At 63.9% G+C, this 22,227-nt stretch carries 28 protein-coding genes, 3 tRNA genes and 1 pseudogene; 11 read left to right on the top strand and 21 right to left on the bottom strand.

The window, feature by feature from the left end; genetic code table 11:
- Positions 1–7: 7 nt before the first annotated feature.
- From surE to DFR40_RS16005, 12 genes are all read right to left on the bottom strand, one after another.
- Positions 8–748: a 5'/3'-nucleotidase SurE gene (gene surE / locus DFR40_RS16060; protein WP_121459517.1), complete on the bottom strand. Its 741-nt coding sequence runs from the start codon at positions 746–748 to the stop codon at positions 8–10.
- A gap of 3 nt (positions 749–751) precedes the next feature.
- The gene (locus DFR40_RS16055) at positions 752–1,093 is read right to left on the bottom strand and encodes an H-NS histone family protein (protein ID WP_245985714.1); all 342 of its coding nucleotides are present in this window, start codon (positions 1,091–1,093) and stop codon (positions 752–754) included.
- Between the two features lie 85 nt (positions 1,094–1,178).
- Positions 1,179–1,255 (bottom strand) — tRNA-Pro (locus DFR40_RS16050).
- A 34-nt stretch (positions 1,256–1,289) separates the two neighbouring features.
- Positions 1,290–1,670, bottom strand: a complete 381-nt coding sequence (locus tag DFR40_RS16045; RefSeq protein WP_121459515.1) for a MerR family transcriptional regulator — start codon at positions 1,668–1,670, stop codon at positions 1,290–1,292.
- Entirely contained in the window at positions 1,654–1,962 is a 309-nt protein-coding gene (locus DFR40_RS16040; RefSeq protein WP_211329829.1) for an integration host factor subunit alpha, read from the bottom strand. The genes DFR40_RS16045 and DFR40_RS16040 overlap by 17 nt, the downstream gene beginning before the upstream one ends.
- 11 nt (positions 1,963–1,973) lie before the next feature.
- A complete protein-coding gene (gene pheT, locus DFR40_RS16035; protein ID WP_121459513.1) occupies positions 1,974–4,358 on the bottom strand; it encodes a phenylalanine--tRNA ligase subunit beta in 2,385 nt (794 codons plus the stop codon).
- 21 nt (positions 4,359–4,379) lie between these two features.
- The gene (gene pheS, locus DFR40_RS16030; protein WP_121459512.1) at positions 4,380–5,426 is read right to left on the bottom strand and encodes a phenylalanine--tRNA ligase subunit alpha; all 1,047 of its coding nucleotides are present in this window, start codon (positions 5,424–5,426) and stop codon (positions 4,380–4,382) included.
- 78 nt (positions 5,427–5,504) lie between these two features.
- On the bottom strand, positions 5,505–5,864 hold the full coding sequence (rplT, locus tag DFR40_RS16025; RefSeq protein WP_121459511.1) for a 50S ribosomal protein L20: 360 nt from the start codon (positions 5,862–5,864) through the stop codon (positions 5,505–5,507).
- Between the two features lie 11 nt (positions 5,865–5,875).
- Positions 5,876–6,073 carry a 50S ribosomal protein L35 gene (rpmI, locus tag DFR40_RS16020; protein WP_121459510.1) on the bottom strand — a complete coding sequence of 66 codons (198 nt, stop codon included), beginning with the start codon at positions 6,071–6,073 and terminating at the stop codon, positions 5,876–5,878.
- 89 nt (positions 6,074–6,162) lie between these two features.
- Positions 6,163–6,684, bottom strand: a complete 522-nt coding sequence (infC, locus tag DFR40_RS16015; protein ID WP_121459509.1) for a translation initiation factor IF-3 — start codon at positions 6,682–6,684, stop codon at positions 6,163–6,165.
- 25 nt (positions 6,685–6,709) lie between these two features.
- The gene (thrS, locus tag DFR40_RS16010; RefSeq protein WP_121459508.1) at positions 6,710–8,626 is read right to left on the bottom strand and encodes a threonine--tRNA ligase; all 1,917 of its coding nucleotides are present in this window, start codon (positions 8,624–8,626) and stop codon (positions 6,710–6,712) included.
- A 134-nt stretch (positions 8,627–8,760) separates the two neighbouring features.
- Positions 8,761–8,837, bottom strand: a tRNA-Val gene (locus tag DFR40_RS16005).
- A gap of 105 nt (positions 8,838–8,942) precedes the next feature.
- Between DFR40_RS16005 and DFR40_RS17195 the strand changes: the two genes are divergently transcribed.
- The gene (locus DFR40_RS17195) at positions 8,943–9,125 is read left to right on the top strand and encodes a hypothetical protein (protein ID WP_170160252.1); all 183 of its coding nucleotides are present in this window, start codon (positions 8,943–8,945) and stop codon (positions 9,123–9,125) included.
- Positions 9,079–9,279, top strand: a complete 201-nt coding sequence (locus DFR40_RS16000) for a SlyX family protein (RefSeq protein WP_121459657.1) — start codon at positions 9,079–9,081, stop codon at positions 9,277–9,279. The genes DFR40_RS17195 and DFR40_RS16000 overlap by 47 nt, the downstream gene beginning before the upstream one ends.
- Here DFR40_RS16000 and DFR40_RS17440 read toward each other — a convergent pair.
- Positions 9,276–9,614 (bottom strand): hypothetical protein, encoded by a 339-nt coding sequence (locus DFR40_RS17440; protein WP_245985711.1) that lies wholly within the window; start codon positions 9,612–9,614, stop codon positions 9,276–9,278. The two genes, DFR40_RS16000 and DFR40_RS17440, sit on opposite strands and share 4 nt — an antisense overlap.
- Positions 9,615–9,680: 66 nt before the next feature.
- Positions 9,681–9,950, bottom strand: a complete 270-nt coding sequence (locus DFR40_RS17435; protein ID WP_245985709.1) for a hypothetical protein — start codon at positions 9,948–9,950, stop codon at positions 9,681–9,683.
- Between DFR40_RS17435 and DFR40_RS17525 the strand changes: the two are divergent.
- Positions 9,834–10,235 (top strand): annotated as a pseudogene (locus DFR40_RS17525) (DHHA1 domain-containing protein); the annotation flags it as partial. The gene DFR40_RS17435 and the pseudogene DFR40_RS17525 overlap by 117 nt on opposite strands.
- Positions 10,236–10,251: 16 nt before the next feature.
- Here the strand turns inward: DFR40_RS17525 and DFR40_RS15990 are convergent.
- A tRNA-Leu gene (locus tag DFR40_RS15990) sits at positions 10,252–10,336 on the bottom strand.
- A gap of 39 nt (positions 10,337–10,375) precedes the next feature.
- Here DFR40_RS15990 and hpnC point away from each other — a divergent pair.
- The 3 genes from hpnC (at position 10,376) to hpnE (ending at position 13,328) form a co-directional block, all read left to right on the top strand.
- Positions 10,376–11,185: a squalene synthase HpnC gene (hpnC, locus tag DFR40_RS15985; protein WP_121459507.1), complete on the top strand. Its 810-nt coding sequence runs from the start codon at positions 10,376–10,378 to the stop codon at positions 11,183–11,185.
- Between the two features lie 4 nt (positions 11,186–11,189).
- Complete coding sequence (gene hpnD / locus DFR40_RS15980; protein WP_121459506.1) at positions 11,190–12,023, top strand: presqualene diphosphate synthase HpnD; 834 nt, start codon at positions 11,190–11,192, stop codon at positions 12,021–12,023.
- Positions 12,024–12,107: 84 nt separating this feature from the next.
- Positions 12,108–13,328: a hydroxysqualene dehydroxylase HpnE gene (gene hpnE / locus DFR40_RS15975; RefSeq protein ID WP_121459505.1), complete on the top strand. Its 1,221-nt coding sequence runs from the start codon at positions 12,108–12,110 to the stop codon at positions 13,326–13,328.
- Here the strand turns inward: hpnE and DFR40_RS15970 are convergent.
- Complete coding sequence (locus DFR40_RS15970; RefSeq protein ID WP_121459504.1) at positions 13,304–13,978, bottom strand: ABC transporter ATP-binding protein; 675 nt, start codon at positions 13,976–13,978, stop codon at positions 13,304–13,306. The genes hpnE and DFR40_RS15970 overlap by 25 nt on opposite strands.
- On the opposite strand from DFR40_RS15970, the gene DFR40_RS15965 reads away from it, so the two are divergent.
- Positions 13,977–14,579 carry an arylesterase gene (locus DFR40_RS15965; RefSeq protein WP_121459503.1) on the top strand — a complete coding sequence of 201 codons (603 nt, stop codon included), beginning with the start codon at positions 13,977–13,979 and terminating at the stop codon, positions 14,577–14,579. The genes DFR40_RS15970 and DFR40_RS15965 overlap by 2 nt on opposite strands.
- Here the strand turns inward: DFR40_RS15965 and DFR40_RS15960 are convergent.
- The gene (locus DFR40_RS15960; RefSeq protein ID WP_121459502.1) at positions 14,572–15,114 is read right to left on the bottom strand and encodes a class I SAM-dependent methyltransferase; all 543 of its coding nucleotides are present in this window, start codon (positions 15,112–15,114) and stop codon (positions 14,572–14,574) included. The two genes, DFR40_RS15965 and DFR40_RS15960, sit on opposite strands and share 8 nt — an antisense overlap.
- Here DFR40_RS15960 and DFR40_RS15955 point away from each other — a divergent pair.
- Together DFR40_RS15955 and DFR40_RS15950 are read left to right on the top strand one after the other, a co-directional pair.
- A complete protein-coding gene (locus DFR40_RS15955) occupies positions 15,113–15,520 on the top strand; it encodes an OsmC family protein (RefSeq protein WP_121459501.1) in 408 nt (135 codons plus the stop codon). The genes DFR40_RS15960 and DFR40_RS15955 overlap by 2 nt on opposite strands.
- 102 nt (positions 15,521–15,622) lie before the next feature.
- The gene (locus DFR40_RS15950) at positions 15,623–18,319 is read left to right on the top strand and encodes a bifunctional acetate--CoA ligase family protein/GNAT family N-acetyltransferase (protein WP_121459500.1); all 2,697 of its coding nucleotides are present in this window, start codon (positions 15,623–15,625) and stop codon (positions 18,317–18,319) included.
- 65 nt (positions 18,320–18,384) lie between these two features.
- On the opposite strand, the gene DFR40_RS15945 is transcribed toward DFR40_RS15950, so the two are convergent.
- A complete protein-coding gene (locus DFR40_RS15945) occupies positions 18,385–18,594 on the bottom strand; it encodes a DUF3460 family protein (protein ID WP_121459499.1) in 210 nt (69 codons plus the stop codon).
- A gap of 46 nt (positions 18,595–18,640) precedes the next feature.
- The gene (locus tag DFR40_RS15940) at positions 18,641–18,874 is read right to left on the bottom strand and encodes a DUF3567 family protein (RefSeq protein WP_121459498.1); all 234 of its coding nucleotides are present in this window, start codon (positions 18,872–18,874) and stop codon (positions 18,641–18,643) included.
- 217 nt (positions 18,875–19,091) lie between these two features.
- Here DFR40_RS15940 and DFR40_RS15935 point away from each other — a divergent pair, with 217 nt between their 5' ends.
- Positions 19,092–20,726 carry a tetrathionate reductase family octaheme c-type cytochrome gene (locus tag DFR40_RS15935; protein WP_121459497.1) on the top strand — a complete coding sequence of 545 codons (1,635 nt, stop codon included), beginning with the start codon at positions 19,092–19,094 and terminating at the stop codon, positions 20,724–20,726.
- Positions 20,723–21,343 (top strand): cytochrome b/b6 domain-containing protein, encoded by a 621-nt coding sequence (locus DFR40_RS15930; RefSeq protein ID WP_121459496.1) that lies wholly within the window; start codon positions 20,723–20,725, stop codon positions 21,341–21,343. Before DFR40_RS15935 ends, DFR40_RS15930 begins: the two co-directional genes overlap by 4 nt.
- 50 nt (positions 21,344–21,393) lie before the next feature.
- On the opposite strand, the gene DFR40_RS15925 is transcribed toward DFR40_RS15930, so the two are convergent.
- The gene (locus DFR40_RS15925; RefSeq protein WP_121459495.1) at positions 21,394–21,861 is read right to left on the bottom strand and encodes a hypothetical protein; all 468 of its coding nucleotides are present in this window, start codon (positions 21,859–21,861) and stop codon (positions 21,394–21,396) included.
- Between the two features lie 102 nt (positions 21,862–21,963).
- Positions 21,964–22,227 (bottom strand): FAD-dependent oxidoreductase (locus tag DFR40_RS15920; RefSeq protein WP_170160251.1); only part of this gene is annotated, 264 nt, incomplete at its 5' end.

Below are 22,227 nucleotides of genomic sequence, written 5' to 3'. Positions count from 1 at the left end.
AATGCCGTCATCGGACCCACTGACGAATCGCCGGCAACTGGCTGGTGTGAGTCAAGTCGATCTGCAGCGGCGTCACCGAGACCCGCTTCTGCTCGATTGCGTGAAAATCCGTACCCGGTCCGGCATCGGCGGCGGCGCCTGCGGCGCCGATCCAGTACACCGTCTCCTTGCGCGGCGAAGTCATCTTGACCACCGGTTCGGCCTTGTGCCGACGCCCAAGCCGGGTCACTTCGAGCCCCTGCAATTCGGCGTAGGGAATATCTGGCACGTTAACATTGAGCAATACCGGCCCGCCAATCGGATTGGCAATATGGCGCTCGACCAGTTCACGGGCAATACGACCGGCAGTGGCGAAATTCAGCCCCTCAAAACTGGTCATTGAAATGGCAATTGAAGGAATGCCGAGCAGATAACCCTCGGTCGCCGCCGCGACAGTCCCGGAATAAATCGTATCGTCGCCCATATTGGCACCGGAATTGATCCCGGAAACGATAATATCGGGGAGTGCCTCGAGCATGCCGGTCACCGCCAGATGGACGCAATCCGTCGGCGTGCCATTGACGAAATAAAAGCCGCTGGCAGCCTGTTTCAGCATCAGCGGCCGGTCCAGCGTCAGCGAGTTGCTGGCACCGCTGCGGTTCTGCTCGGGTGCGACGACGACGATCTCGCCCAGCCCTTGCAAAGCCTCGTACAGGGCGGCCAGGCCGGGCGCGAAATAGCCGTCGTCGTTACTGAGCAGGATGCGCATCGATCAGACCAGCAGTGCATCCAGGGAAGCACCTTCGGCGAGCCAGGCTTCGACCCACTTGGGCTTGCGTCCGCGACCGGTCCACTCGAGTTCGGCATTTTGCGGATGGCGATACTTGACCTTGACCTTGCCGCCGCTGGCAACCTTGATCTTGGTTTCCTTGCCGATCAGATCTTCGATTGCAAAACCACGGGCCTTGGCAAAAGCGCGGACTTCATTCAGGACATTCGCCTTTTCAGCGGATTCACGGCGCTTCAATTCAGCCGGAATCTTTTCCTGCAATTCACGAAGTTCGACGAGGGAAAGCGTAGACAAATCCATAATAATCTCCTGGTTGATAATCAAATCAGCAGTGTAATTTAATTTGCCCGAATATATTTTTCAACATTCAAATAAAAAAACCGGCCAAGGCCGGTTTCTTTATTTTCTTTGGTCGGGGCGGCGGGATTCGAACTCGCGACCCCTTGCACCCCATGCAAGTGCGCTACCAGGCTGCGCTACGCCCCGACAAGCCGAGCATTATACTGCATTTCGGCAGAATTCAAACCGCCAACATCTCGATAATTGCCTTCAATTCGCCACGCAGGCTGGCCGGCATTTTTACCTCGTGTTCGGTGTCGACCGTCGAACGCGACTCGACAGCCCCGCCTTCATCCAGGCGATTACGTGCGCCACTGATCGTAAAACCCTGATTATAAAGAAGTTCGCGAATGCGACGAACAAGCAGGACTTCGTGGTGCTGGTAATAGCGACGGTTGCCCCGCCGCTTGACCGGCTTGAGCTGGTTGAATTCCTGCTCCCAGTAGCGCAGCACGTGCGGCTTGACGCCACACAACTCGCTGACTTCGCCGATGGTGAAGTAGCGCTTGGCGGGGATCGGGGGCAGATCTTCGCTGCCCGGGGCTTTAGGCCGCGATTCCATCGAAAGCGAGCTCGACATCGGACTTCAGTTTCTGGCTGGCATGGAAGGTCACCACGCGCCGCGCAGTGATCGGGATTTCCTCGCCGGTCTTGGGGTTGCGCCCCGGGCGCTGGGGCTTGTCGCGCAACTGGAAGTTGCCGAAGCCCGACAGCTTGACGCCATCACCCGTTTCCAGGGCGTTGCGGATTTCTTCGAAAAAGGCCTCGACCATGTCTTTGGCCTCGCGCTTGTTGAGTCCCACTCTTTCGAACAGCAGGTCGGCGAGTTCGGCTTTGGTCAGCGTCATCGTTATCAATTCTTTCGTCAGGCTCGCAGTTGGGCGCCGAACGTCTTCTCCAGACAGGCGATCAGTTGCTGCATCGCAGCATCAACTTCCGAATCTTGCAAAGTGCGTTGAGTATCTTGCATAACTATGCGTAGCGCAAGACTTTTCTTGTTTTCCGGGACACCCTTTCCAGCGTATACATCGAACAGCTGGAGGTCGGTGACAAGCCCCGGAAGGTCCTGTTTCAGACCGTCGAAAAGGGCCTGCAAGGCAAGGTCGCGGTCAACCACCACCGCCAGGTCGCGAACCACCGCCGGGAACCGCGACAGCTCCGTGTAGACGGGAACGACAACTGCCTTGATCGCGGCGAAATCGAGTTCGAAGAGCACCGGCGCGGCGGTCAGGTCGTATTTCTGCACCCATTCCGGATGCAGTTCGCCGACACAACCGATATCGACGCCATCGAGCAGGATGCGCGCGGCACGACCGGGATGCAGCGCCGGATGCACCAGCTTTTCGAAGCGCAGCGCGGCGGGCGCCAGCAGCGCCTCGATGTCGCCCTTGACGTCGAAGAAGTCGACCTTGCGGCCGCCGCTCGCCCAGCCATCGGGCAAGGCACCGCCGAAGGCGAGACCACCGAGACGCCAGGGCTGGCGATAACCGGCCACCGGTACGGCAGCGGCATCGCGATGGAAGGTACGACCGACCTCGAACAGGCGGACGCGGGTCTGCTTGCGCTTGAGGTTGGTGACCAGGTTAGCGATCAGGCCGCCGAACAGGTTCGAACGCATCACCGCCATCTGGCTGGCGATCGGGTTGGCCAGACGGATCAGGTCCGCCTCGGCGGTCTTGCCGGCGAAATCAGCTTCCCACTGGGTTTCGACGAAAGCGAAATTGACCACTTCCTGGTAGCCGCGGTCGGCCAGCATCTGGCGGACGCGGTAAGCCGGCCGCTGTGCTTCCGGCTGACGCAGCATGGCCATGCGCGCCTGCGGCGCCGGCGACGGGATGTTGTCGTAGCCGTAGAGACGGGCGATTTCCTCGATCAGGTCTTCCTCGATTTCCATGTCGAAGCGCCAGGACGGCGGCGTCACCAGGAAATCGTCGCCCTGCTGCACGAAATCGAGCGCCAGGCCCTTGAACAGGCCGGCGATGCGATCGGCACCGAGCGGCAGGCCGAGCACCTTTTCGGCACGGGCGGTACGCAGGCGCACCGGTTGCCGCGCCGGCAACTCGGCCTTGGCTTCGACGACCGGACCGGCCTGACCGCCGCAGATTTCCAGAATCAGCTGCGTGGCCCGCTCGATGGCACGGCGGGTGCCGCCGAAATCGACGCCGCGTTCGAAGCGGTGCGAGGCATCGGAGCCGAAGCCGTAACGGCGGGCACGCCCGGCGATGGCTTTCGGTGCGAAGAAGGCGGATTCCAGGAAGAGTTCGCTGGTTTCGAGCGTGATGCCGCTCTCCTCGCCACCCATGATGCCGGCCATGGCCAGCGGCTTGGCGTCGTCGGAAATCACCAGGATATCGGCGTCGACCGTGATCGTCTGCTCGTTGAGCAGCAGCAGCTTTTCCTCCGGCTTGGCCATGCGCGCATGCACGGCACCGTCCAGGCGGGTGTTGTCGAAGGCGTGCAGCGGCTGCCCGAGTTCGAGCATCACGTAGTTGGTGATATCGACCAGCGCGGAAATCGAGCGGATGCCGCTGCGCTCCAGGCGGCGCTTCATCCACTCCGGCGTCGGCGCCTTGGCATCGACGTTCTTGACGATGCGGCCGTAGTAGAGCGGGCAGGCCGCCGGCGCGTCGAGGACGACGGCGCGGCTGTCGGCGATGCTGGCCGGCACTTCTGCGACGACAGGCAGACTGGTCGCGGCACCGGTAATGGCGCCGACTTCGCGCGCCACGCCGAGCAACGACAGGCAGTCTGCACGGTTCGGCGTCAGCTTGAGTTCGAAGACGTGGTCGTCGAGGTCGAGATACTGGCGAATGCTCTGACCGACCGGCGCGTCGGCCGGCAGGATGAGCAGACCGGAGGCTTCCTCGGCAATGCCGAGCTCCTTGGCCGAGCAGAGCATGCCCGAGGATTCGATGCCGCGCACCTTGGCGACCTTGATCTTGAAGTCGCCGGGCAGTTCGGCTCCGGGCAGCGCGCACGGCACTTTCAGGCCGGCGGCGACGTTGGGCGCACCGCAGACGATCTGCTGCGGCGTGCCGCTACCGATATCGACCTGACAGACGTTGAGGCGGTCAGCGTCGGGATGCTTGACGACTTCCAGCACCTGCGCGACGACAACGCTGGTGAAGGCCGGGGCGACCGCGTCCAGTTCCTCGACTTCGAGGCCAGCCATGGTCAGCAGATGGGAGAGTTCCTCGCTCGACAGCTTGGGATCGACGAGGCTACGCAGCCAGGATTCGGAGAATTTCATGGGCTTGTCTCGAAAAATGGATCAGGCGAATTGGCGCAGGAAGCGCAGGTCGCCCTCGAAGAACAGGCGCAGGTCATTGACGCCATAGCGCAGCATGGTCAGGCGGTCCGGCCCCATGCCAAAGGCAAAGCCGGTATATTTTTCCGGGTCGATGCCGGCGTGGCGCAGGACGGTCGGATGCACCATGCCGCAACCGGCGATTTCCAGCCAGCGGCCCTTGAGCGCGCCGCTCATGAAGGCCACGTCGATCTCGGCGGACGGCTCGGTGAACGGGAAGAAGGACGGACGGAAACGCACGGTCAGGTCGTCGGTCTCGAAGAAGCTCTTGAGGAAATCGGCGATCACGCCCTTCAGGTCGGCAAAAGAAACGTTCTCCCCGACCCACAGGCCTTCGACCTGGTGGAACATCGGCGAGTGCGTCGCATCGGAATCGACGCGATAGACGCGACCCGGGGCGATGATGCGGATTTCGGGCATTTTTTCCTGTTGACCGTAACGGGCCACGTGCGCCTGCATGTAACGCGCCTGGACAGGACTGGTATGCGTGCGCAGCAACACCTTGTCGGCAAGACTGCCGTCCGGGTTCTGCAGGTAGAAGGTGTCGTGCATCGAACGCGCCGGGTGATCCTCGGGCGTGTTCAAGGCAGTGAAATTGAAGAAGTCTTCCTCGATTTCCGGGCCGTCGGCGACCTCGAAACCGATCGAAGCAAACAAGGATTCGATGCGCTCCAGCGTACGCGTCACCGGATGCAAGCCGCCACGGGCTTCGCTGCGACCGGGCAGCGTCACGTCGAGCGCTTCCTCGGCCAGGCGCGCATCGAGCGCTGCCTTGCGGATCGCCTCGCGGCGCTCGTTGAGTGCCGTCTCGACGGCGGTCTTGGCGACGTTGATCGCGGCGCCGGCGGTTTTCTTCTCTTCGGGCGGCAACTTGCCGAGGCCCTTCAGGAGTTCGGTGATCTGTCCGCTCTTGCCGAGGAAACGGGCCTTGGCCTGTTCCAGCGCATCCGGGTCGGAAATGGCGGCGAAGGCGGCACACGCCTCGCTAACGATCTGCTCGAGATTGTCCATGGACTTCTACCAACGTGACTGCACGATATTCAAACAAAAAAGGAGGCTTGCGCCTCCTTTTTCTTCAAGAGCTTAAGCTCAGGCGCCGAGCTTGGCCTTGGCTTGCGCAGCCAGGGCGGCAAAAGCCGGCTGATCGAAGACGGCCAGATCGGCCAGGACCTTGCGGTCGACTTCGATGTTGGCCTTCTTCAGACCGTTCATGAAGGTGCTGTACTTCATGCCCAGCTCGCGAGCGGCGGCATTGATACGGGCGATCCACAGGGAACGGAACTGACGCTTGCGCTGACGACGGTCACGGTACTGGTACTGACCGGCCTTCATCACCGCCTGCTTGGCGATGCGATAGACGTTCTTGCGACGACCGCGATAACCCTTGGCCTGGGCCAGGACCTTCTTGTGACGGGCGCGGGCGGTTACACCACGTTTGACTCGGGACATGTGCTATCTCCTTACGCGTAGGGCATCATGGCGCGGACGGATGCTGCATCGCGCTCGTGAACTCCAACTGCACCGCGCAGTTGACGCTTGTTCTTGGTGGTCTTCTTGGTCAGGATGTGACGCTTGAAGGCTTGGCCACGCTTGATCGAACCACCAGCGCGGACCGAAAAGCGCTTCTTGGCGCCGCTCTTGGTCTTCATCTTGGGCATTTTGATGCTCCTTAATGTCATGCCGTCAGGTGGTTCCCGGCGGGAACGCTTGTACTACCCGAAAGCACTAATAACTGCTTTTACTGCACTTACTTCTTCTTGGCCGGCCCGATGATCATGATCATCTGACGCCCTTCCATCTTCGGCATCTGCTCGACAGCACCAATCGCCTCGAGATCTGCCTTGATCCGTTCCAGCTGGCGCATGCCGAATTCCTGGTGCGCCATCTCGCGGCCCCGGAAGCGCAGGGTCACCTTGACCTTGTCGCCTTCTTCCAGGAAACGCGTCATGTTCCTGAGCTTGATCTGGTAATCGTTTTCGTCGGTACCCGGGCGCAGTTTGATTTCCTTGACCTGCACCTGTTTCTGCTTCAGCTTGGCTTCGTGTGCGCGCTTTTGTTCCTGGTACTTGAACTTGCCGTAGTCCATGATGCGACAGACCGGCGGCTTCGCCGTCGGCGCGATCTCGACGAGATCGACACCAGCCTCTTCGGCCATCTGCAGCGCAGTCCGGATGCTGACTATGCCAAGCTGTTCACCTTCCAAGCCCTGGAGACGAATCTCCGGCACCGTAATCTCATCGTTTAAACGATGGGCCTTGTTCTGAGCGATGGTAAAACCCCCGAAATATCAATAATTAAGCCGTGCCACTCCGCGCCGCGACTTCCCCTTGGAGTCGCTCGATCAGTGCCTCGACCGTCATTTGTCCGAGGTCCTGACCGCCGCGTGTACGCACGGCTACCAGTCCGTCCGCCTTTTCCTTGTCGCCTACAACAAGCTGATAAGGCAGCCGGTTCAAGCTATGTTCGCGAATTTTATAGGTAATTTTCTCGTTGCGCAAATCCGCCTCGGCCCGGAAGCCTGCCCGGTGCAGCTTTTGCGCAACATCGGCAGCGTAATCCGCCTGCTTTTCCGAAATATTCAGCACCACGGCCTGCACCGGCGCCAGCCACAGCGGCAGCGCACCGGCAAAGTTCTCGATCAGGATGCCGATGAAGCGCTCGAGCGAACCGAGGATGGCCCGGTGCAGCATAACCGGCACCTTGCGCTCGTCATTGCCGGCCACGTACTCGGCACCGAGCCGGCCCGGCATCGAGAAATCGACCTGCATGGTGCCGCACTGCCAGGAGCGACCGATCGCGTCCTTGATGTGGAATTCGATCTTCGGCCCGTAGAAGGCGCCCTCGCCCGGCAATTCGGTCCATTCCAGACCGGAAGCACGCAAGCCCTGACGCAGCGCATCCTCGGCCTTGTCCCAGACCTCATCGGAACCGACCCGTCCTTCCGGACGCAGCGCCAGCTTGACGGCAACGTCGTTGAAGCCGAAATCGGCATAAACCTGCTTGACCAGCGCGTTGAACGCGGTCACTTCGGACTCGATCTGGTCTTCGGTACAGAAGATGTGGCCGTCGTCCTGAACGAAACCGCGCACGCGCATCAGGCCGTGCAGCGCGCCGGTCGGTTCGTTGCGGTGGCAGGAGCCGAACTCGCCGTAACGCAGCGGCAGTTCGCGATAGGAACGCAGGTCGGAATTGAACACCTGAACATGCCCCGGACAGTTCATCGGCTTGACCGCGTAATCGCGATTTTCCGACGAGGTCGTGAACATGTTGTCCTTGTAGTGATCCCAGTGCCCCGACTTCTCCCACAGCGAACGGTCGAGAATCTGCGGGCAGCGGACTTCCTGATAGCCGTTGTCGCGGTAAACCTTGCGCATGTACTGCTCGACTTCCTGCCACACCGACCAGCCCTTGGGGTGCCAGAAGACCAGACCGGGAGCCTCGTCCTGCATGTGGAACAGGTCGAACTGCTTGCCCAGACGACGGTGATCGCGCTTCTCCGCCTCTTCCAGCATGTGCAGGTAGGCATCGAGATCTTCCTTCTTCGCCCAGGCGGTACCGTAGATACGCTGCAGCTGCTCGTTGCGATGATCGCCGCGCCAGTAGGCACCGGCCACCTTCATCAGCTTGAACACCTTGAGCTTGCCGGTCGACGGCACGTGCGGGCCGCGGCAGAGGTCGATGAAATCGCCTTCGCGGTACAGCGAGACCTGCTGATCGGCAGGAATCGCAGCAATCAGCTCGGCCTTGTACTTTTCACCCTGACCAAGGAAGAAATTGACCGCGTCGTCGCGATTCCAGACTTCACGACTGACCGGGATATCCTTTTTCGCCAGTTCGGCCATGCGCTTTTCAATGGCAACCAGATCCTCCGGCGTAAACGGGCGCTTGTAGGCGAAGTCGTAATAAAAGCCGTTTTCGACAACCGGGCCAATGGTCACCTGGGCTTCCGGGAACAATTCCTTGACCGCGTAAGCCAGGAGGTGCGCCGTCGAGTGGCGGATCAGTTCCAGGCCATCGGCGTCACGATCGGTGACGATGGCCAGATCGATATTTTCTTCAATCAGGTACGAGGTATCGACCAGCTTGCCATTGACCTTGCCGGCCAGCGCCGCACGCGCCAAACCGGCGCCGATGCTGGCAGCGACTTCGGCGATGGTGACCGGCTGCTCGAAGGAACGAATGGAACCATCGGGAAGTTTGATATCGGGCATGACAGGATTCTCTGGACGAAAAAAAAGTGCGGGCTGAGCCGCACTTTTTTTGGATGAACGAAAGCCGACTCGATTAGAGTTTCTGAACTGCAGTGCAAGTTCGGAAAGTGATCAAAACGACTCCGTCAGGAATTTGGTAGGCGGTATTGGAATCGAACCAACGACCTCCACGATGTCAACGTGGCGCTCTAACCAACTGAGCTAACCGCCTGAAGAAGCGCGCATTATAGACCCACCAAGGGATTTGTCAACATTTTGCGCGAACTATTTTGATCCGAAGTAACATGCGCCCTTCCCGACACCATCGTATCGATACATGAACACCGGCTGGCTGATCTTCGGACTGTGCGCGCTGACGCTGATCGGTGCAACCCTGCCGCTGCTGCACGAACGACGCCAGATGCGGCGCAAGGATGACCAACGGCCACCGGCCAGCCCAACGGAAGAACAACATGGAATCACGCCTGACCGATCTGGAAATCAAGATCAGCTTCACTGAGGATCAGCTGGAGGAGCTGAACAAGATCGTTTACCGCCAGCAACAGCAGATCGAACTACTGGTCAACGAAGTCCGGACCTTGCGCGAGCAGGTCAATGGCCTGCAGCCGGCCGAGTTCCGCAGCCTGCGCGACGAGATTCCCCCGCATTACTAGGCATGCCGGGGACGATCTACTATCACGCCGATTGCCTCGACGGCTTCGGCGCAGCCTTCGCTGCCTGGCGGCACTTTGGCGACAAGGCCATCTACCGCCCGCTGCATCATGGCGAAGGCTGGCTGGCCGACGAAATCCGCGGACGCGACGTTTACATACTGGACTTTTCCTTCACGCCGGAAACCCTCGGCGAAATGAGCACGCTCGCCGCTTCGGTCACCCAGCTTGATCATCACGCCTCGGCCATGCGGCACTGGGCCGGCCGCTTGCAGACACAGGCCGGCGGCATGCAAGGCCACTATGATGCGGCCAAAGGGCTCGATGTCCGCTTCCACATGGAAAAATCGGGGGCCCGGTTGGCCTGGGAGCATTTCCACCCCACCGGGAACATGCCCTTGCTGCTACAGCACATCGAGGACCTCGACCTGTGGCGCTTTGCGCTGGCCAACACCCGGCCCTTCTGCCGCCAGTTGCGTCTGCTGCCTTTCGACTTCTCCGTTTGGCAGGCACTGGTCGAAGCCACGGAAAATACGGAAACGCCGCGCTATCGCGAGATGGTGCTGCAAGGCGAAGCCATCGACCAGTTCTTCCGCATCGAATCCGCCCGCCTGGCCGACAGCCAGCTGCTGTGTCGCGCCCGCCTGCGCGGTGAGCCGGTGGACGGGGTGCAAGCCCTTCGCCACGGCCAGGAGATCATCAGTGACGCTGCCGGTAGCTGGCTGGCCTGCACAGGGCTGGCGGTCAACGCAAACGGCCTGTTCGCCTCCGAACTGGGCAACCTGCTGGCAGAAAAATCGGGAAGTTTCGGGATGATCTGGCAGATATCCGCCGACGGCGACGCCAAGATTTCGCTACGCTCGAATGGCGACTACGACGTCGCCGCGATTGCCGTTCGCTACGGCGGCGGCGGTCACCGCAATGCCGCCGGCTTTCGCCTGCCGGCCGGGCAATTCCTTGAGGAAGTGCTAGGCCTGGTGCCCAGGAAGGGACTCGAACCCCCACGTATTGCTACGCCAGAACCTAAATCTGGTGCGTCTACCAATTTCGCCACCTGGGCGGGCGGGGCGCATTCTAACACCGCCCCGGAGTAACGCCCATGCCCGTCGATCACTACGAGAACTTCCCGGTCGCCTCCTTACTCGTGCCGGCGCCGCTGCGCCGGCCGATCGAGGTGATCTACCGCTTCGCGCGCAGCGCCGATGACATTGCCGACGAGGGGGACGCTCCGCCCGAGCAGCGTCTGGCCGAACTGGCCGCCTACCAGGCCGAACTCGACCGCATCGCCGCCGGCACCCCGCCGCAGACAGCGCTGTTCGTCGATCTGGCCGAGGTCATCGCCGCCCACGCCCTGCCCGTCCAGCTCTTTCGCGATCTGCTCGACGCCTTCGCCCAGGACGTGGTCAAGACGCGCTACGCCGACTACCCCGAGCTGGTCGATTACTGCCGGCGCTCGGCCAACCCGGTCGGCCGGCTGGTGCTGGCGCTGTTCAAGCGCACCGGCGACACGCAGTTGATGCAGTCCGACTGCATCTGCACCGCGCTGCAGTTGATCAACTTCTGGCAGGACATCGCCATCGACTGGCAGAAGGACCGGATCTACCTGCCGCAGGTCGAGATGCAGCGCTTCGGCGTCGGCGAGGACGACATCGCCGCCTGCCGCTGCGGCGATGGCTGGGAAAAACTGATCGATTTCCAGGTCGACCGTGCACGCACCCTGATGCTGCGCGGCGCGCCGCTGGTCCATGCGCTGCCCGGGCGGATCGGCTGGGAAATCCGCCTCACCGTGCAGGGCGGCCTGCGCATCCTGGAGCGCATAGCCCGCGTGCGCGGCGACGTCTTCCGCCACCGGCCCAAGCTGGGCAAGGCCGACTGGTTCGTGCTGCTCGCCCGTTCCATTAGAATGTGAGCCCATGAGCCCCGACCAATACTGCCAGGAGAAGTGCGCCAAGAGCGGCTCCTCCTTCTATTACAGCTTCCTCTTCCTACCGCCCGAACGCCGCCAGGCGATCATGGCGCTGTACGCCTTCTGCCGCGAGGTCGACGACGTCGTCGACGAATGCTCCGACCTTTCGCTCGCCTCGACCAAGCTGGTCTGGTGGCGGATGGAGGTGCAGCGCATCGCCGAGAAACAGGCCACCCACCCGGTCGGCCTGGCACTGCAGGCGGTCGCCCCCGGCATCAACCTGCCGAGCGAGCAGTTGCTGGAAATCATCGACGGCATGGAGATGGACCTGCAGCAGTCGCGCTACCTCGACTTCAAAGGGCTATCGCTCTACTGCTACCGCGTCGCCAGCGTCGTCGGCCTGCTCGCCGCCGAAATCTTCGGCTACCAGGACCGGCAGACGCAGAAGTACGCGCACGACCTGGGCATGGCCTTCCAGCTCACCAACATCATTCGCGACGTCGGCGAGGACGCGCGGCGCGGCCGCATCTACCTGCCGATGGACGAACTCAAGCAGTTCAACGTCCCCGCCGCCGACATCCTCAACGCCCGCTATTCGGACAATTTCACGGCGCTGATGCAGTTCCAGTACGAGCGCGCCCAGCGCTACTACGAACAGGCATTCGCCCTGCTGCCGGCGGTCGATCGCAAGAACCAGCGCCCCGGCCTGATCATGGCGGCGATCTATCGCACCCTGCTCGAGGAAATCCGCGGCGAGAACTTTCAGGTGCTGCACCAGCGCATCTCGCTGCCGGCGACGCGCAAGCTGTGGCTGGCGGCGAAGACCTGGATCAAGGGCTGAACGAATGCTGCGGTCGACGCCGCCTGACGGGCAAAAACGCCACCCCGGACTGAAGCAGGCGGCGGCGACACGGTCGCGCCGGGAATGAAGGTCGCCGTCGTCGGCGCCGGCTGGGCCGGCCTTGCCGCCGCCGTCGACCTGACCCGGCGCGGCGCCGCCGTCACCCTCTACGAAGCCGGCCGCGTCGCCGGCGGTCGCGGGCGTTCGGTCAATATCGACGGGCGCACGCTCGACAACGGCCAGCACCTGCTGCTCGGCGCCTACCGCGAGACGCTGGCGCTGATGCGCAGCGTCGGCGCCGACCCCGACGCGCTGTTCGAGCGCCACCCATTGCAGGTCGTCGACCGCGACGGCTTCCGCCTGGCGCTGCCGTCCTGGCCGGCGCCGCTCAACGTCGCCTGGGGGCTGCTCACGGCAGCCACGGTCGACCTGCCGGAAAAGCTGAAAACCGCGCTCTGGATGCAGCGCGTCAAATGGCGCGGCTTTCGCCTGAGGCGCGACGAGAGCGTCGCCGACTGGCTCGACGCCGCCGGCCAGACCGGCGTCCTGCGCCGGAAACTGTGGGAGCCGCTCTGCCTGGCGGCACTCAACACCCCGGCCGAACGCGCGTCGGCGCAATTGTTTGCGAACGTCCTGCGCGACAGCCTGGGCAGCCCACGCCGCGCCGACACCGACCTGCTACTGCCGCGCGTGCCCTTCGGCGAACTGCTGCCGGAACCGGCCTGCCGCTGGCTGGCGGCACACGGCGCGACGCTGCGCTTCGGCCACCGGGTGCGCAGCGTCGCCGACACCTGCGTCGATGGCGAAGCCCACGATGCAGTCGTCATCGCCGTCGCGCCGCAACATCTGCAAGCGCTGCTGCCGGAAGCCGACGCCTGCTTCGAGTACGAGCCGATTGTCACGGTCTACCTGCAATTTTCGGCAAAAACCAGGCTCGACTTCCCGCTGCTGCATCTCGGCGGCACCACCGGCGCCTGGGCGATCGACCGCGGTAACGGCCTGTTTGGCTGTGCGATCAGCGGCCATGGCGACTGGGATGCCTGGTCCGACGCAGCACTGGCGGCCAGCATGGAAACCGCGCTCGGCCTCGGTCCGGCACAATCGCAACAGGTGATCCGCGAAAAAAGGGCGACTTTTTCCTGCCGCCCCGAACAGGCACGGCCCAACTGGCGCACGCCCGACCCGCGCCTCATCCTCGCCGGCGACTACACCTGGGCCGACTACCCGGCGACGCTCGAAGGCGCCGTCAGGAGCGGCCGGCGCGCCGCCGCGACCGTCCTTCAGTCGGCCAGCCTCCCCGCCTGAATCCGCAGCACGCGACCGCAGCGGGCGGCAATCGCCTCGTCGTGGGTGACCAGCACCAGCGTCGTCCCCTGCTTGGCATTGAGGTCGAACATCAGCTCGATGACCTGCTGGCCGGTCGCCGCGTCGAGGTTGCCGGTCGGCTCGTCGGCCAGCACCAGCCGCGGCGCCGGCGAAAAGGCGCGAGCCAGGGCGACGCGTTGCTGCTCGCCGCCGGAAAGGTGCTTCGGGTAGTGCTTGAGGCGATGGCCGAGGCCGACGCGTTCCAGCCAGTCGCGCGCCAACGTTGCCGCGTCCTTGCGGCCGGCCAGTTCGAGCGGCAGCATGACGTTCTCCAGCGCGGTCAGCGCCGGCAGCAGCTGGAAGGACTGGAAGACGAAACCGAGCAGCCGGCCGCGCTGGACGGCGCGCGCATCCTCGTCGAGCGCGGCAAGCGACACGCCGTCGAGGCGGATTTCGCCGGCCGTGGGAACGTCGAGCCCGGCGAGCAGTCCGAGCAAGGTCGATTTTCCCGAACCGGAAGCGCCGACGATGGCCACGGTCTCGCCCGGCATGACCGTGAAGGAAATATCCTGCAGAATCGTCAGCGGCACGCCGCCGTTATCGACGGTCTTGCCCAGTCCATTCACCTCAACCACCGGTTTTTCCGCCATGCGTACCATCCTGTTCCTGTTGTCGCTGCTTGTTGTCGCCCCGTCGGCCTTCGCCGCCAGGACCATCCTGGTCATGGGCGACTCGCTCTCCGCCGGCTACGGCATCCGGCCGCAGCAGGCCTGGCCGTCGCTCATGCAGGAGCGTCTGCGCGAATTGCGCCTCGATTATAGCGTTGCCAACCTGTCGATCTCCGGCGAAACCAGCGCCGGCGGCCGTTCCCGCTTTGCCGCCGCGCTCAAGGAACACCAGCCGGCGGTGGTGGTTCTGGCGCTGGGCGCCAACGACGGCCTGCGCGGCCTGCCCTTGCAGCAGATGGAAAACAACCTGGCGGCGATGATCGCCGCCGCCAGGAAGGCCGGCGCCCGCGTGCTGGTCGCCGGCATGCGCCTGCCGCCGAACTACGGACCGTACGCCGAGCAGTTCTTCCAGCGCTTCGGCGAGGTCGCCAAGGCGGAAAAAACCGCCTACCTGCCGTTCCTGCTCGAACCGGTGGCGACCCGCCCGGAACTGTTCCAGGCCGACCGCCTGCACCCGACCGCCGAGGCTCAGCCGCTGTTGCTCGACCATCTCTGGCCGGCGCTGCGGCCACTGCTCAGGTAGGCCGGCGGGCGACGATGGCCTGGCGCACGCAGGGTTTCGGCTCGCCGGCATAACCCTCGAAGCAGGCGATTTCCTCGAGCCCGGCCGCCGTCGCGACGGCGCGCAGTTCGCCCGGGCGGAGCAGGAACTCGGGATTCGACGGCTTGCCGTAGGCCGCGTTGCCGTCCATGAAGGTCTCGTAGATCAGCACGCCGCCGGGCGCCAGTGTCGCCAGCAGGTCGGGCAGCCGCGGCCGCCACAGGTAATTGGTGACGACGATGCCGGCGAAACGGCGCCCAGCCAGCGGCCAGTCGCCGGCTTCGAGGTCGAGACAGGCGGTTTCGACGCCAGGCAGGCCGTCGAGCGCGGAAATTGCCGAAAGATCACGGTCGACCGCAAAAATCCGGCGATTTTGCGCCGCCAGCAGGCGCGCGTGGCGCCCGCCGCCGCAGGCCAGGTCGAGCACCGGCGCGAAATCCGGCAACAGGGCGCTGTAATGTTCGACCCAGCGCGATGGGCGTATGATGCCGTGGCTATCATTCGAGGAGGAAGACATGTCGGGAACCGTCGTAGTCAGCGAAAACGGACAGGGAAGATACCAGCAGGACGTCGTCGCCGGCCAGCACCGGCTGCTCGCCGACGAGCCGGCAAGCATGGGCGGCGGTGATGCCGGCCCGGCACCTTTCGACTACCTGATGGCCGGCCTCGGCGCATGCACCTCGATGACGCTGCGGATGTACGCCGAGCGCAAGGAATTGCCGCTGCGCCGGGTCTCGGTCGAACTCGCGCACCACAAGGTCGACATCGACGGCGTCAGCCGCGACTGCATCGAGCGCCGGATCACGCTCGACGGCGAGCTGAGCCCGGAACAGCGCCAGCGCCTGCTCGAGATCGCCAACAAGTGCCCGGTGCATCGGGCCCTGTCGCAATCCTTCGTCCTGAACTGCGCACTGGCCGGCTGAGGGTATTCCCCATGGTCGCCGCATGGTATTGCCGGCATGACTGTGGGAGAATCGCGCACCGGATGATCCAGATAAAACAATCGCCTTAAAGCGGGAAACGCCATGTTGGAACAGCACTATCTCACCGCGCTCTTCGAGCCGAAATCGGTTGCCGTGATCGGCGCCTCCGACCGCGAGAACTCCGTCGGCAACATCATCTTCAAGAACATCCTCGGCTCCGGCTACAAGGGTCGCCTCTACGCGATCAACCCGAAGCACGAGACGATCCAGGGCCAGCCGGCCTACAAGTCGATCGAGGAAATCGGCGCCCGCGTCGAGATGGCGGTGATCGCCACCCGGCCGCAGACGGTGCCGCAACTGATCGAGCAATGCGGCCGCAGCGGCGTGCGCAACGTCATCGTCATCGCCTCCGGCTTCTCCGAAGCCGGTCATGTCGGTGCCGCGCTCGAGCGCAAGGCGATGGAAATCGCGCGCTCCTACAACGTCCGCGTGCTCGGCCCCAACTGCCTCGGCATCATCCGCCCCGAACTCGGCCTCAACGCCACCTTCACCAAGACCTCCGCCGCCCCCGGCAACCTCGCCCTGGTCTCGCAATCGGGCGCCATGTGCTCGGCCGTGCTCGACTGGGCGACGGCCAACCAGGTCGGCTTCTCCTCGGTGATCTCGCTGGGCATGACCGCCGACGTCGATTTCGGCGAGATCCTCGACTACCTGATCTACGACAGCCGCACCCACTACATCCTGATGTACGTCGAAGGCATCCGCCACGCCCGCCGCTTCATGAGCGCGCTGCGTTCGGCGGCGCGGATCAAGCCGATCATCCTGCTCAAGGCCGGCCGCCACGAGGCCGGCTCGCACGCCGCGCGCGTGCACTCGGGCATGGCCGCCGTCTCCGACACCGTCTTCGATGCCGCCGTGCGCCGTGCCGGCGTCGTCCGCGTCAAGAACGTCGGTCAGCTGTTCTACGCCGCCAAGGCGCTGGCGTCCAAGTTCCGCCCGCAAGGCGACCGCCTGGCGATCATCACCAACGGTGGCGGCCCGGGCGCGATGGCGGCCGACCGCGCCGGCGACCTCGGCATCCCGCTCGCCGAGCTGGCGGCCGAGACGGTCGGCAACCTGAACAAGGTGCTGCCGTCCAGCTGGTCGCACAGCAACCCGATCGACATCGGTGGCGACGCGACACCGGAGCGCTACCGCGACGCGCTGCTGTCGATCTCGCAGGACCCGAATGTCGATACCACGCTGGTCATGCTCTCGCCGCAGGCGATGACCGACCCGATGGGAGTCGCCGAGGCGATCATCTCGATCTCGGACAAGCTCAACCGCCGCATCATCTGCTGCTGGATGGGCGAAGCCCAGGTCGCCGCCGCCCGCAAGCTGCTCGAGGATGCCGGCATCCCCGCCTTCCGCATGCCGGAAACCGCGATCGAGCTGTTCCACCACATTTCCAAGTACTACCGCAACCAGAAGCTGCTCCTGCAGACGCCGGAACCGACCCGCCAGCACGGCCGGCCCGAGGCAGAGGGCGCCAAGATGCTGATCGAGGCGCTGCTCGCCGAGCGGCGCAAGGTGCTCTCGGAAATGGAATCGAAGGCGATCCTGCGCGCCTTCAAGGTGCCGGTCGCCCAGACCATGGTCGCCCGCACCGCCACCGAGGCCCTGCTGCTCGCCGAGCAGATCGGTTTCCCGGTGGCGATGAAGGTCGATTCGCCGGAACTGCCGCACAAGACCGACGCCGGCGGCGTCCGCCTCAACATCCAGAATGCGCCGGCGGTCCGCAACGCCTACCACGACATCATCGACACCGTGCAGAAGCGCCATCCCGAGGCGCGCATCAACGGCGTCTCGATCGAGCCCTTCCTGTCGCGTCCGAACGGCCGTGAAATCATGATCGGCGTGCTGCGCGACCCGATCTTCGGACCGGTCATCACTTTCGGCGCCGGCGGTTTCGACAACGAGATCTTCAGCGACCGCTCGGTCGCATTGCCGCCGCTGAACAAGTTCCTGGCCAAGGACCTGATCGATTCGACGCGCACCTCGAAGATCCTCGACCAGTTCCACAACATGCCGCCGGTCAACCGCGAGGCGCTCAAGGAAGTCCTGCTCTGCATCTCGGAAATGGTCTGCGAACTGCCGTGGATCATCGAGATGGACCTCAACCCGCTGATCGTCGACGAGCACGGCGCCATCGCCGCCGACGCGCGCATCGTCATCGACCACGCGGCCAACAGCAGCGGCGACCGCTACGCGCACATGGCGATTTACCCCTATCCGGTGCACCTGATCCAGGAATGGACGATGAACGACGGCAAGATCGTCACCATCCGCCCGATCCGTCCGGAAGATGCCGAGATGACGCAGGATTTCGTCAAGAACATGTCCGACGAATCGCGTTACTACCGCTTCATGGACACGCTGCGCGAACTGACCCAGACGATGCTGGTGCGCTTCACGCAGATCGACTACGACCGCGAGATGGCGCTGGTGGCGACCTCGATCGACGAAGCCACGGGCAAGGAATCGCAGCTTGGCGTCGCCCGCTACGTGCTCAACCCGGACGGCGAATCGGTCGAGTTCGCGCTCGCCGTCGGCGACGAATGGCAGAAGTGCGGCGTCGGCCGCAAGCTGATGACGGCGCTGATCGACTGCGCCCGCCTGAAGGGCTACCGCGCCGTCGTCGGCGATGTGCTGTCGACCAACAGCAAGATGTTCCGCCTGATGACCAGCCTCGGCTTCACCATCCACCCGCACCCCGACGACACCGCCGTCAAGCGCGTGGTCAAGCCGCTGACCGGCTGATCTCCGGTTCACCGGGCACAAAAAAGCCGAGGCAGCGACCTCGGCTTTTTTACGTCCGGCGGGATTTATTCGCCGAAGAAATTGACGTCGTAGGGATAAGGCTTCTGGGCCACCTTCGACTCGGCGTTGCGCGCGCTCGTCTCGACTTCCTGCTTCTTGTCCCACCACAGTGCGCGGCCGGCCTTCTGGTCCTCGACCCACTGCGGGTTCTGTGCCAGTTGCTCGTTGATCCAGCGCGTGTGATCGGAGACGTAACCACTATCGACGACACCCATTTTCTCGAACCTCGGACTGATTTGCGATGGCCGCGATTCTAGCACGTCAGTGCAGGACGATCGGCTGTGCCGTGCCGGCGCAGTAGTCGTCGAGGAAGGCGTCGATGGTCTCGACGTCGCGCGTCGCTTCCGGAATGCCGTCGATCGCGGCGCGGAAGCACGACGCCTCGGCGCCGTGCAGGAAGAGCATGCGCCCGTTTTCCTTGTCGACCAGTTCGAAACCCTGCCAGGCCGGGTAGGCGACGACGGTGAAATGTTCGCTGTTGTACACGAGGTTCATGACGAGGCTCCTTGTTTCTGCTGTCACGACTTCATTTACGGCCGCCCGGCCGGTTTTTCAAGCCCGCGCACGGTCGACCGTCAAATTTCGCCAAATTCCGGGCTACCGGTTGCCAAATATCAGCACATCCTTATAATGCCGCCTGGCAAGCCTGCGCTTGCGGGATCATCCGGCTTGGGGAGGCCGGCCCCCGCGCCAAGAAAATCCTGGAGACCACATGCAAGCTCATGTGCCCCTGTTCGCCGGCCTCTGCCTGTCCTTCTGCGTTGCCATTGCCAGCGCGGCCGATGCCCCGCCCCCTGCCCTCGCCGCCAAGGCCGCATCGCACTCGACCACCGACCACAGCCAGCTTGAAGCACTGAAAGGCCCGTTCAAGACCGGTCCGGAAGTGACCAAGGCCTGCCTCTCCTGCCACAACATGGCCGGGCACCAGGTGATGAAGAGCGTGCACTGGACCTGGGAAGCCCCGAGCAAGACGGACGGCAAGCTGCTCGGCAAGAAATGGGCGGCCAACAATTTCTGCGGCTCGCCGCTCTCCAACGAAGCCCGCTGCACCAGCTGTCACGCCGGCTACGGCTGGCACGACAAGAGCTTCGACTTCGCCGATCAGGACAACGTGGACTGCCTGGCCTGCCACGACAACACCGGCAGCTACCGCAAGTTCAGCACCGACGCCGGCCACCCGCTCTACGCCGACCGCGAATTCGAACCGATGGAAGGCCCGCCGGGCAAGAAGCTGTTCAAGGCCCCGGACCTGACCCGGATCGCCCAGCACGTCGGCCGTCCCGGCCGCGACAACTGCGGCAACTGCCACTTCAACGGCGGCGGCGGCGATGCGGTCAAGCACGGCGACCTCGATTCGTCGCTGAAGAACCCGCCGCGCGACGTCGACGTGCACATGGCCAGGGACGGCGCCAACATGGTCTGCGCCGACTGCCACACCTTCAACGCCCACCAGCCGTCGGGCAGCCGCTACGCGGTCACCGCCCGGGACACGCACGGCCTCGACCTGCCCAAGGACGACCACAACCGCGCCACCTGCGAGTCCTGCCACGGCCTGACACCGCACCGGCAAGCCAAGATCAACCACCACGCCGGCAAGGTTGCCTGCCAGACCTGCCACATCCCCGAATTCGCGCGCGGCGGGGTTGCCACCAAGATGCGCTGGGACTGGTCGACGGCCGGCAAGCGCGACGCCGACGGCAAGCCGCTGTTCGTCAAGGACGAGCACGGCCACCTCAAGTATTCCGCGGCCAAGGGCGACTTCGCCTACGGCGAGAACGTCCGCCCGGAATACAAGTGGTACAACGGCAGCGTCAGCCAGGTGACGATCACCGACAAGCTGGCCGGCCACCGTGCCGCCGACGGCGTGCTCGAGCTCAACCGCGTCGACGGCTCGGCCGCCGACCCGAACGCCCGCATCTGGCCGTTCAAGGTGATGCGCGGCAAGCAGGCCTACGATCCGGTCAACGACACGCTGGTGGTCAACCACGTGTTCGGCGACGACGACACCGCGCTGTGGAAGAACTACGACTTCGCCAAGTCGATCCAGGCCGGGATGGATTACGCCGGCCTGCCCTACAGCGGCAAGTTCGATTTCATCGAGACGCGGATGAACTGGTTCATCACCCACATGGTCGCGCCCAAGGAAAAGGCCGTGCCCTGCGCCGAATGCCACACGCGCGGCAACGACGGCCGACTGGCCGTGATCACCGATCTCTACCTGCCCGGCCGCGACCGCAACGCCTGGGTCGACCTCTTCGGCAGCCTGGCCATCGCCGGCGCCATCGGCGGCGGGCTGGTGCACGGCCTGGTCCGCATCCTCACCCGTCGCAAGGAGAACGCACAATGAGCGCCGAACGCATCTACATCTACAAGCGCTACGAGCGCTTCTGGCACTGGTCGCAAGCCCTGCTGATCATCGGCATGATGATCACCGGCTTCGAGGTCCATGGCAGCTACACGCTGCTCGGCTTCGAGAGCGCGGTCCGGCTGCACACGCTGGCCGCCTGGACCTTGCTGACGCTGTGGGCATTCACCATCTTCTGGCAGTTCACCACCGGCGAATGGCGGCAGTACATCCCGTCGCTGAAGAACGTGCTGGCGATGGTCAATTACTACCTGATCGGCATCTTCCGCGACGCGCCGCATCCCTTCCGCAAGACCGTCGTGCAGAAACACAACCCGCTCCAGCGCCTGGCCTACCTCGCGCTGCTCGCGGTGATCTCGCCGCTGATCTGGGTCTCCGGGCTGTTCTACCTGTTCTACGGCGACTGGCAGCGCCTCGGCATCGACGCCTACCTCAACCTCGAATGGGTCGCCGTCGCCCATACGCTGGGCGCCTTCCTGATCACCGCCTTCTTCTTCATCCACGTCTACCTGACGACCACCGGCCACACCGTCTTCGCCCACATCAAGGCGATGATCACCGGCTGGGAGGAAGTCGACGGGACACAGCACAAGCCCTGAAGCGGGCAAGCAGCTTGCGTCGTTGGGGCGGGGTCATCCCCGCCCTTTTTTTATTGCAGCGCCGCCTTCAACGCCGCCGCATCGCAGGCGAAGGCCGCCTGGCCGACCTTGCCGCCGTCGACCGGCAGCAAGGTCACGCAGTCCTTCTTGTGCGGGAAGGCGGCGAGATCGCCGGCCTCGCGGCCGAGCACGATCGGGTAGGCCTTGTCGCGCAGCTTGGGCAGCGCGAACATCCGCGTGATCAGGCCGGGCATCTTGTGGATGTCGGCCAGGTACACGCGCTTGCTGCGCGTCAGCCAGTCCTTCGGCTGCGCGTCGAGCCAGTCGGTGACCAGTTCCGAGCCGGCCTTGTCGCCGGCGAAGATGACCTGGCGCAAGTCGGCGGGAACGAAGGCGGGCTTGTCGTGCTGGTCGGTCAGGGCCAGCGTCGGCAGTGCGTCACCGGCACGCAGCGGGGTCGTCTGGGCCTGGGCTGAAAGGGTGCCGGCGCAGGCCAGCAGGGCAATCAGGTATTTCATGGTCGGGTCACTCGGGTTGGGGAAAACGCAGGGTAGACGAAAAAGCCCCCGCCGTCGCCGCAGCGATGACGGGGGAAGAGAGGTGATCTGTAACGGCGCCGGTCAGCTGCGGATCAGGTGGTCGAAGGCACTGAGCGATGCGGTGGCGCCGGCGCCCATGGCGATGATGATCTGCTTGTAGGGCACCGTCGTGCAGTCGCCGGCGGCGAAGACGCCGGGCACCGAGGTGTGGCCCTTGGCGTCGATGACGATCTCGCCGAACTTCGACAGCTCGAGCGTGCCCTTCAGCCAGTCGGTGTTCGGCAAGAGGCCGATCTGGACGAAGATGCCTTCGAGTTCGACATGGCGCTCCTCGCCGGAAACGCG

Origin of the sequence: Azonexus fungiphilus (assembly GCF_003634965.1) — a bacterium.
Classification (GTDB): domain Bacteria; phylum Pseudomonadota; class Gammaproteobacteria; order Burkholderiales; family Rhodocyclaceae; genus Azonexus; species Azonexus fungiphilus.
Note: the sequence above shows the minus strand (reverse complement) of the source record. Positions and strands in the feature narration are given on the sequence as shown.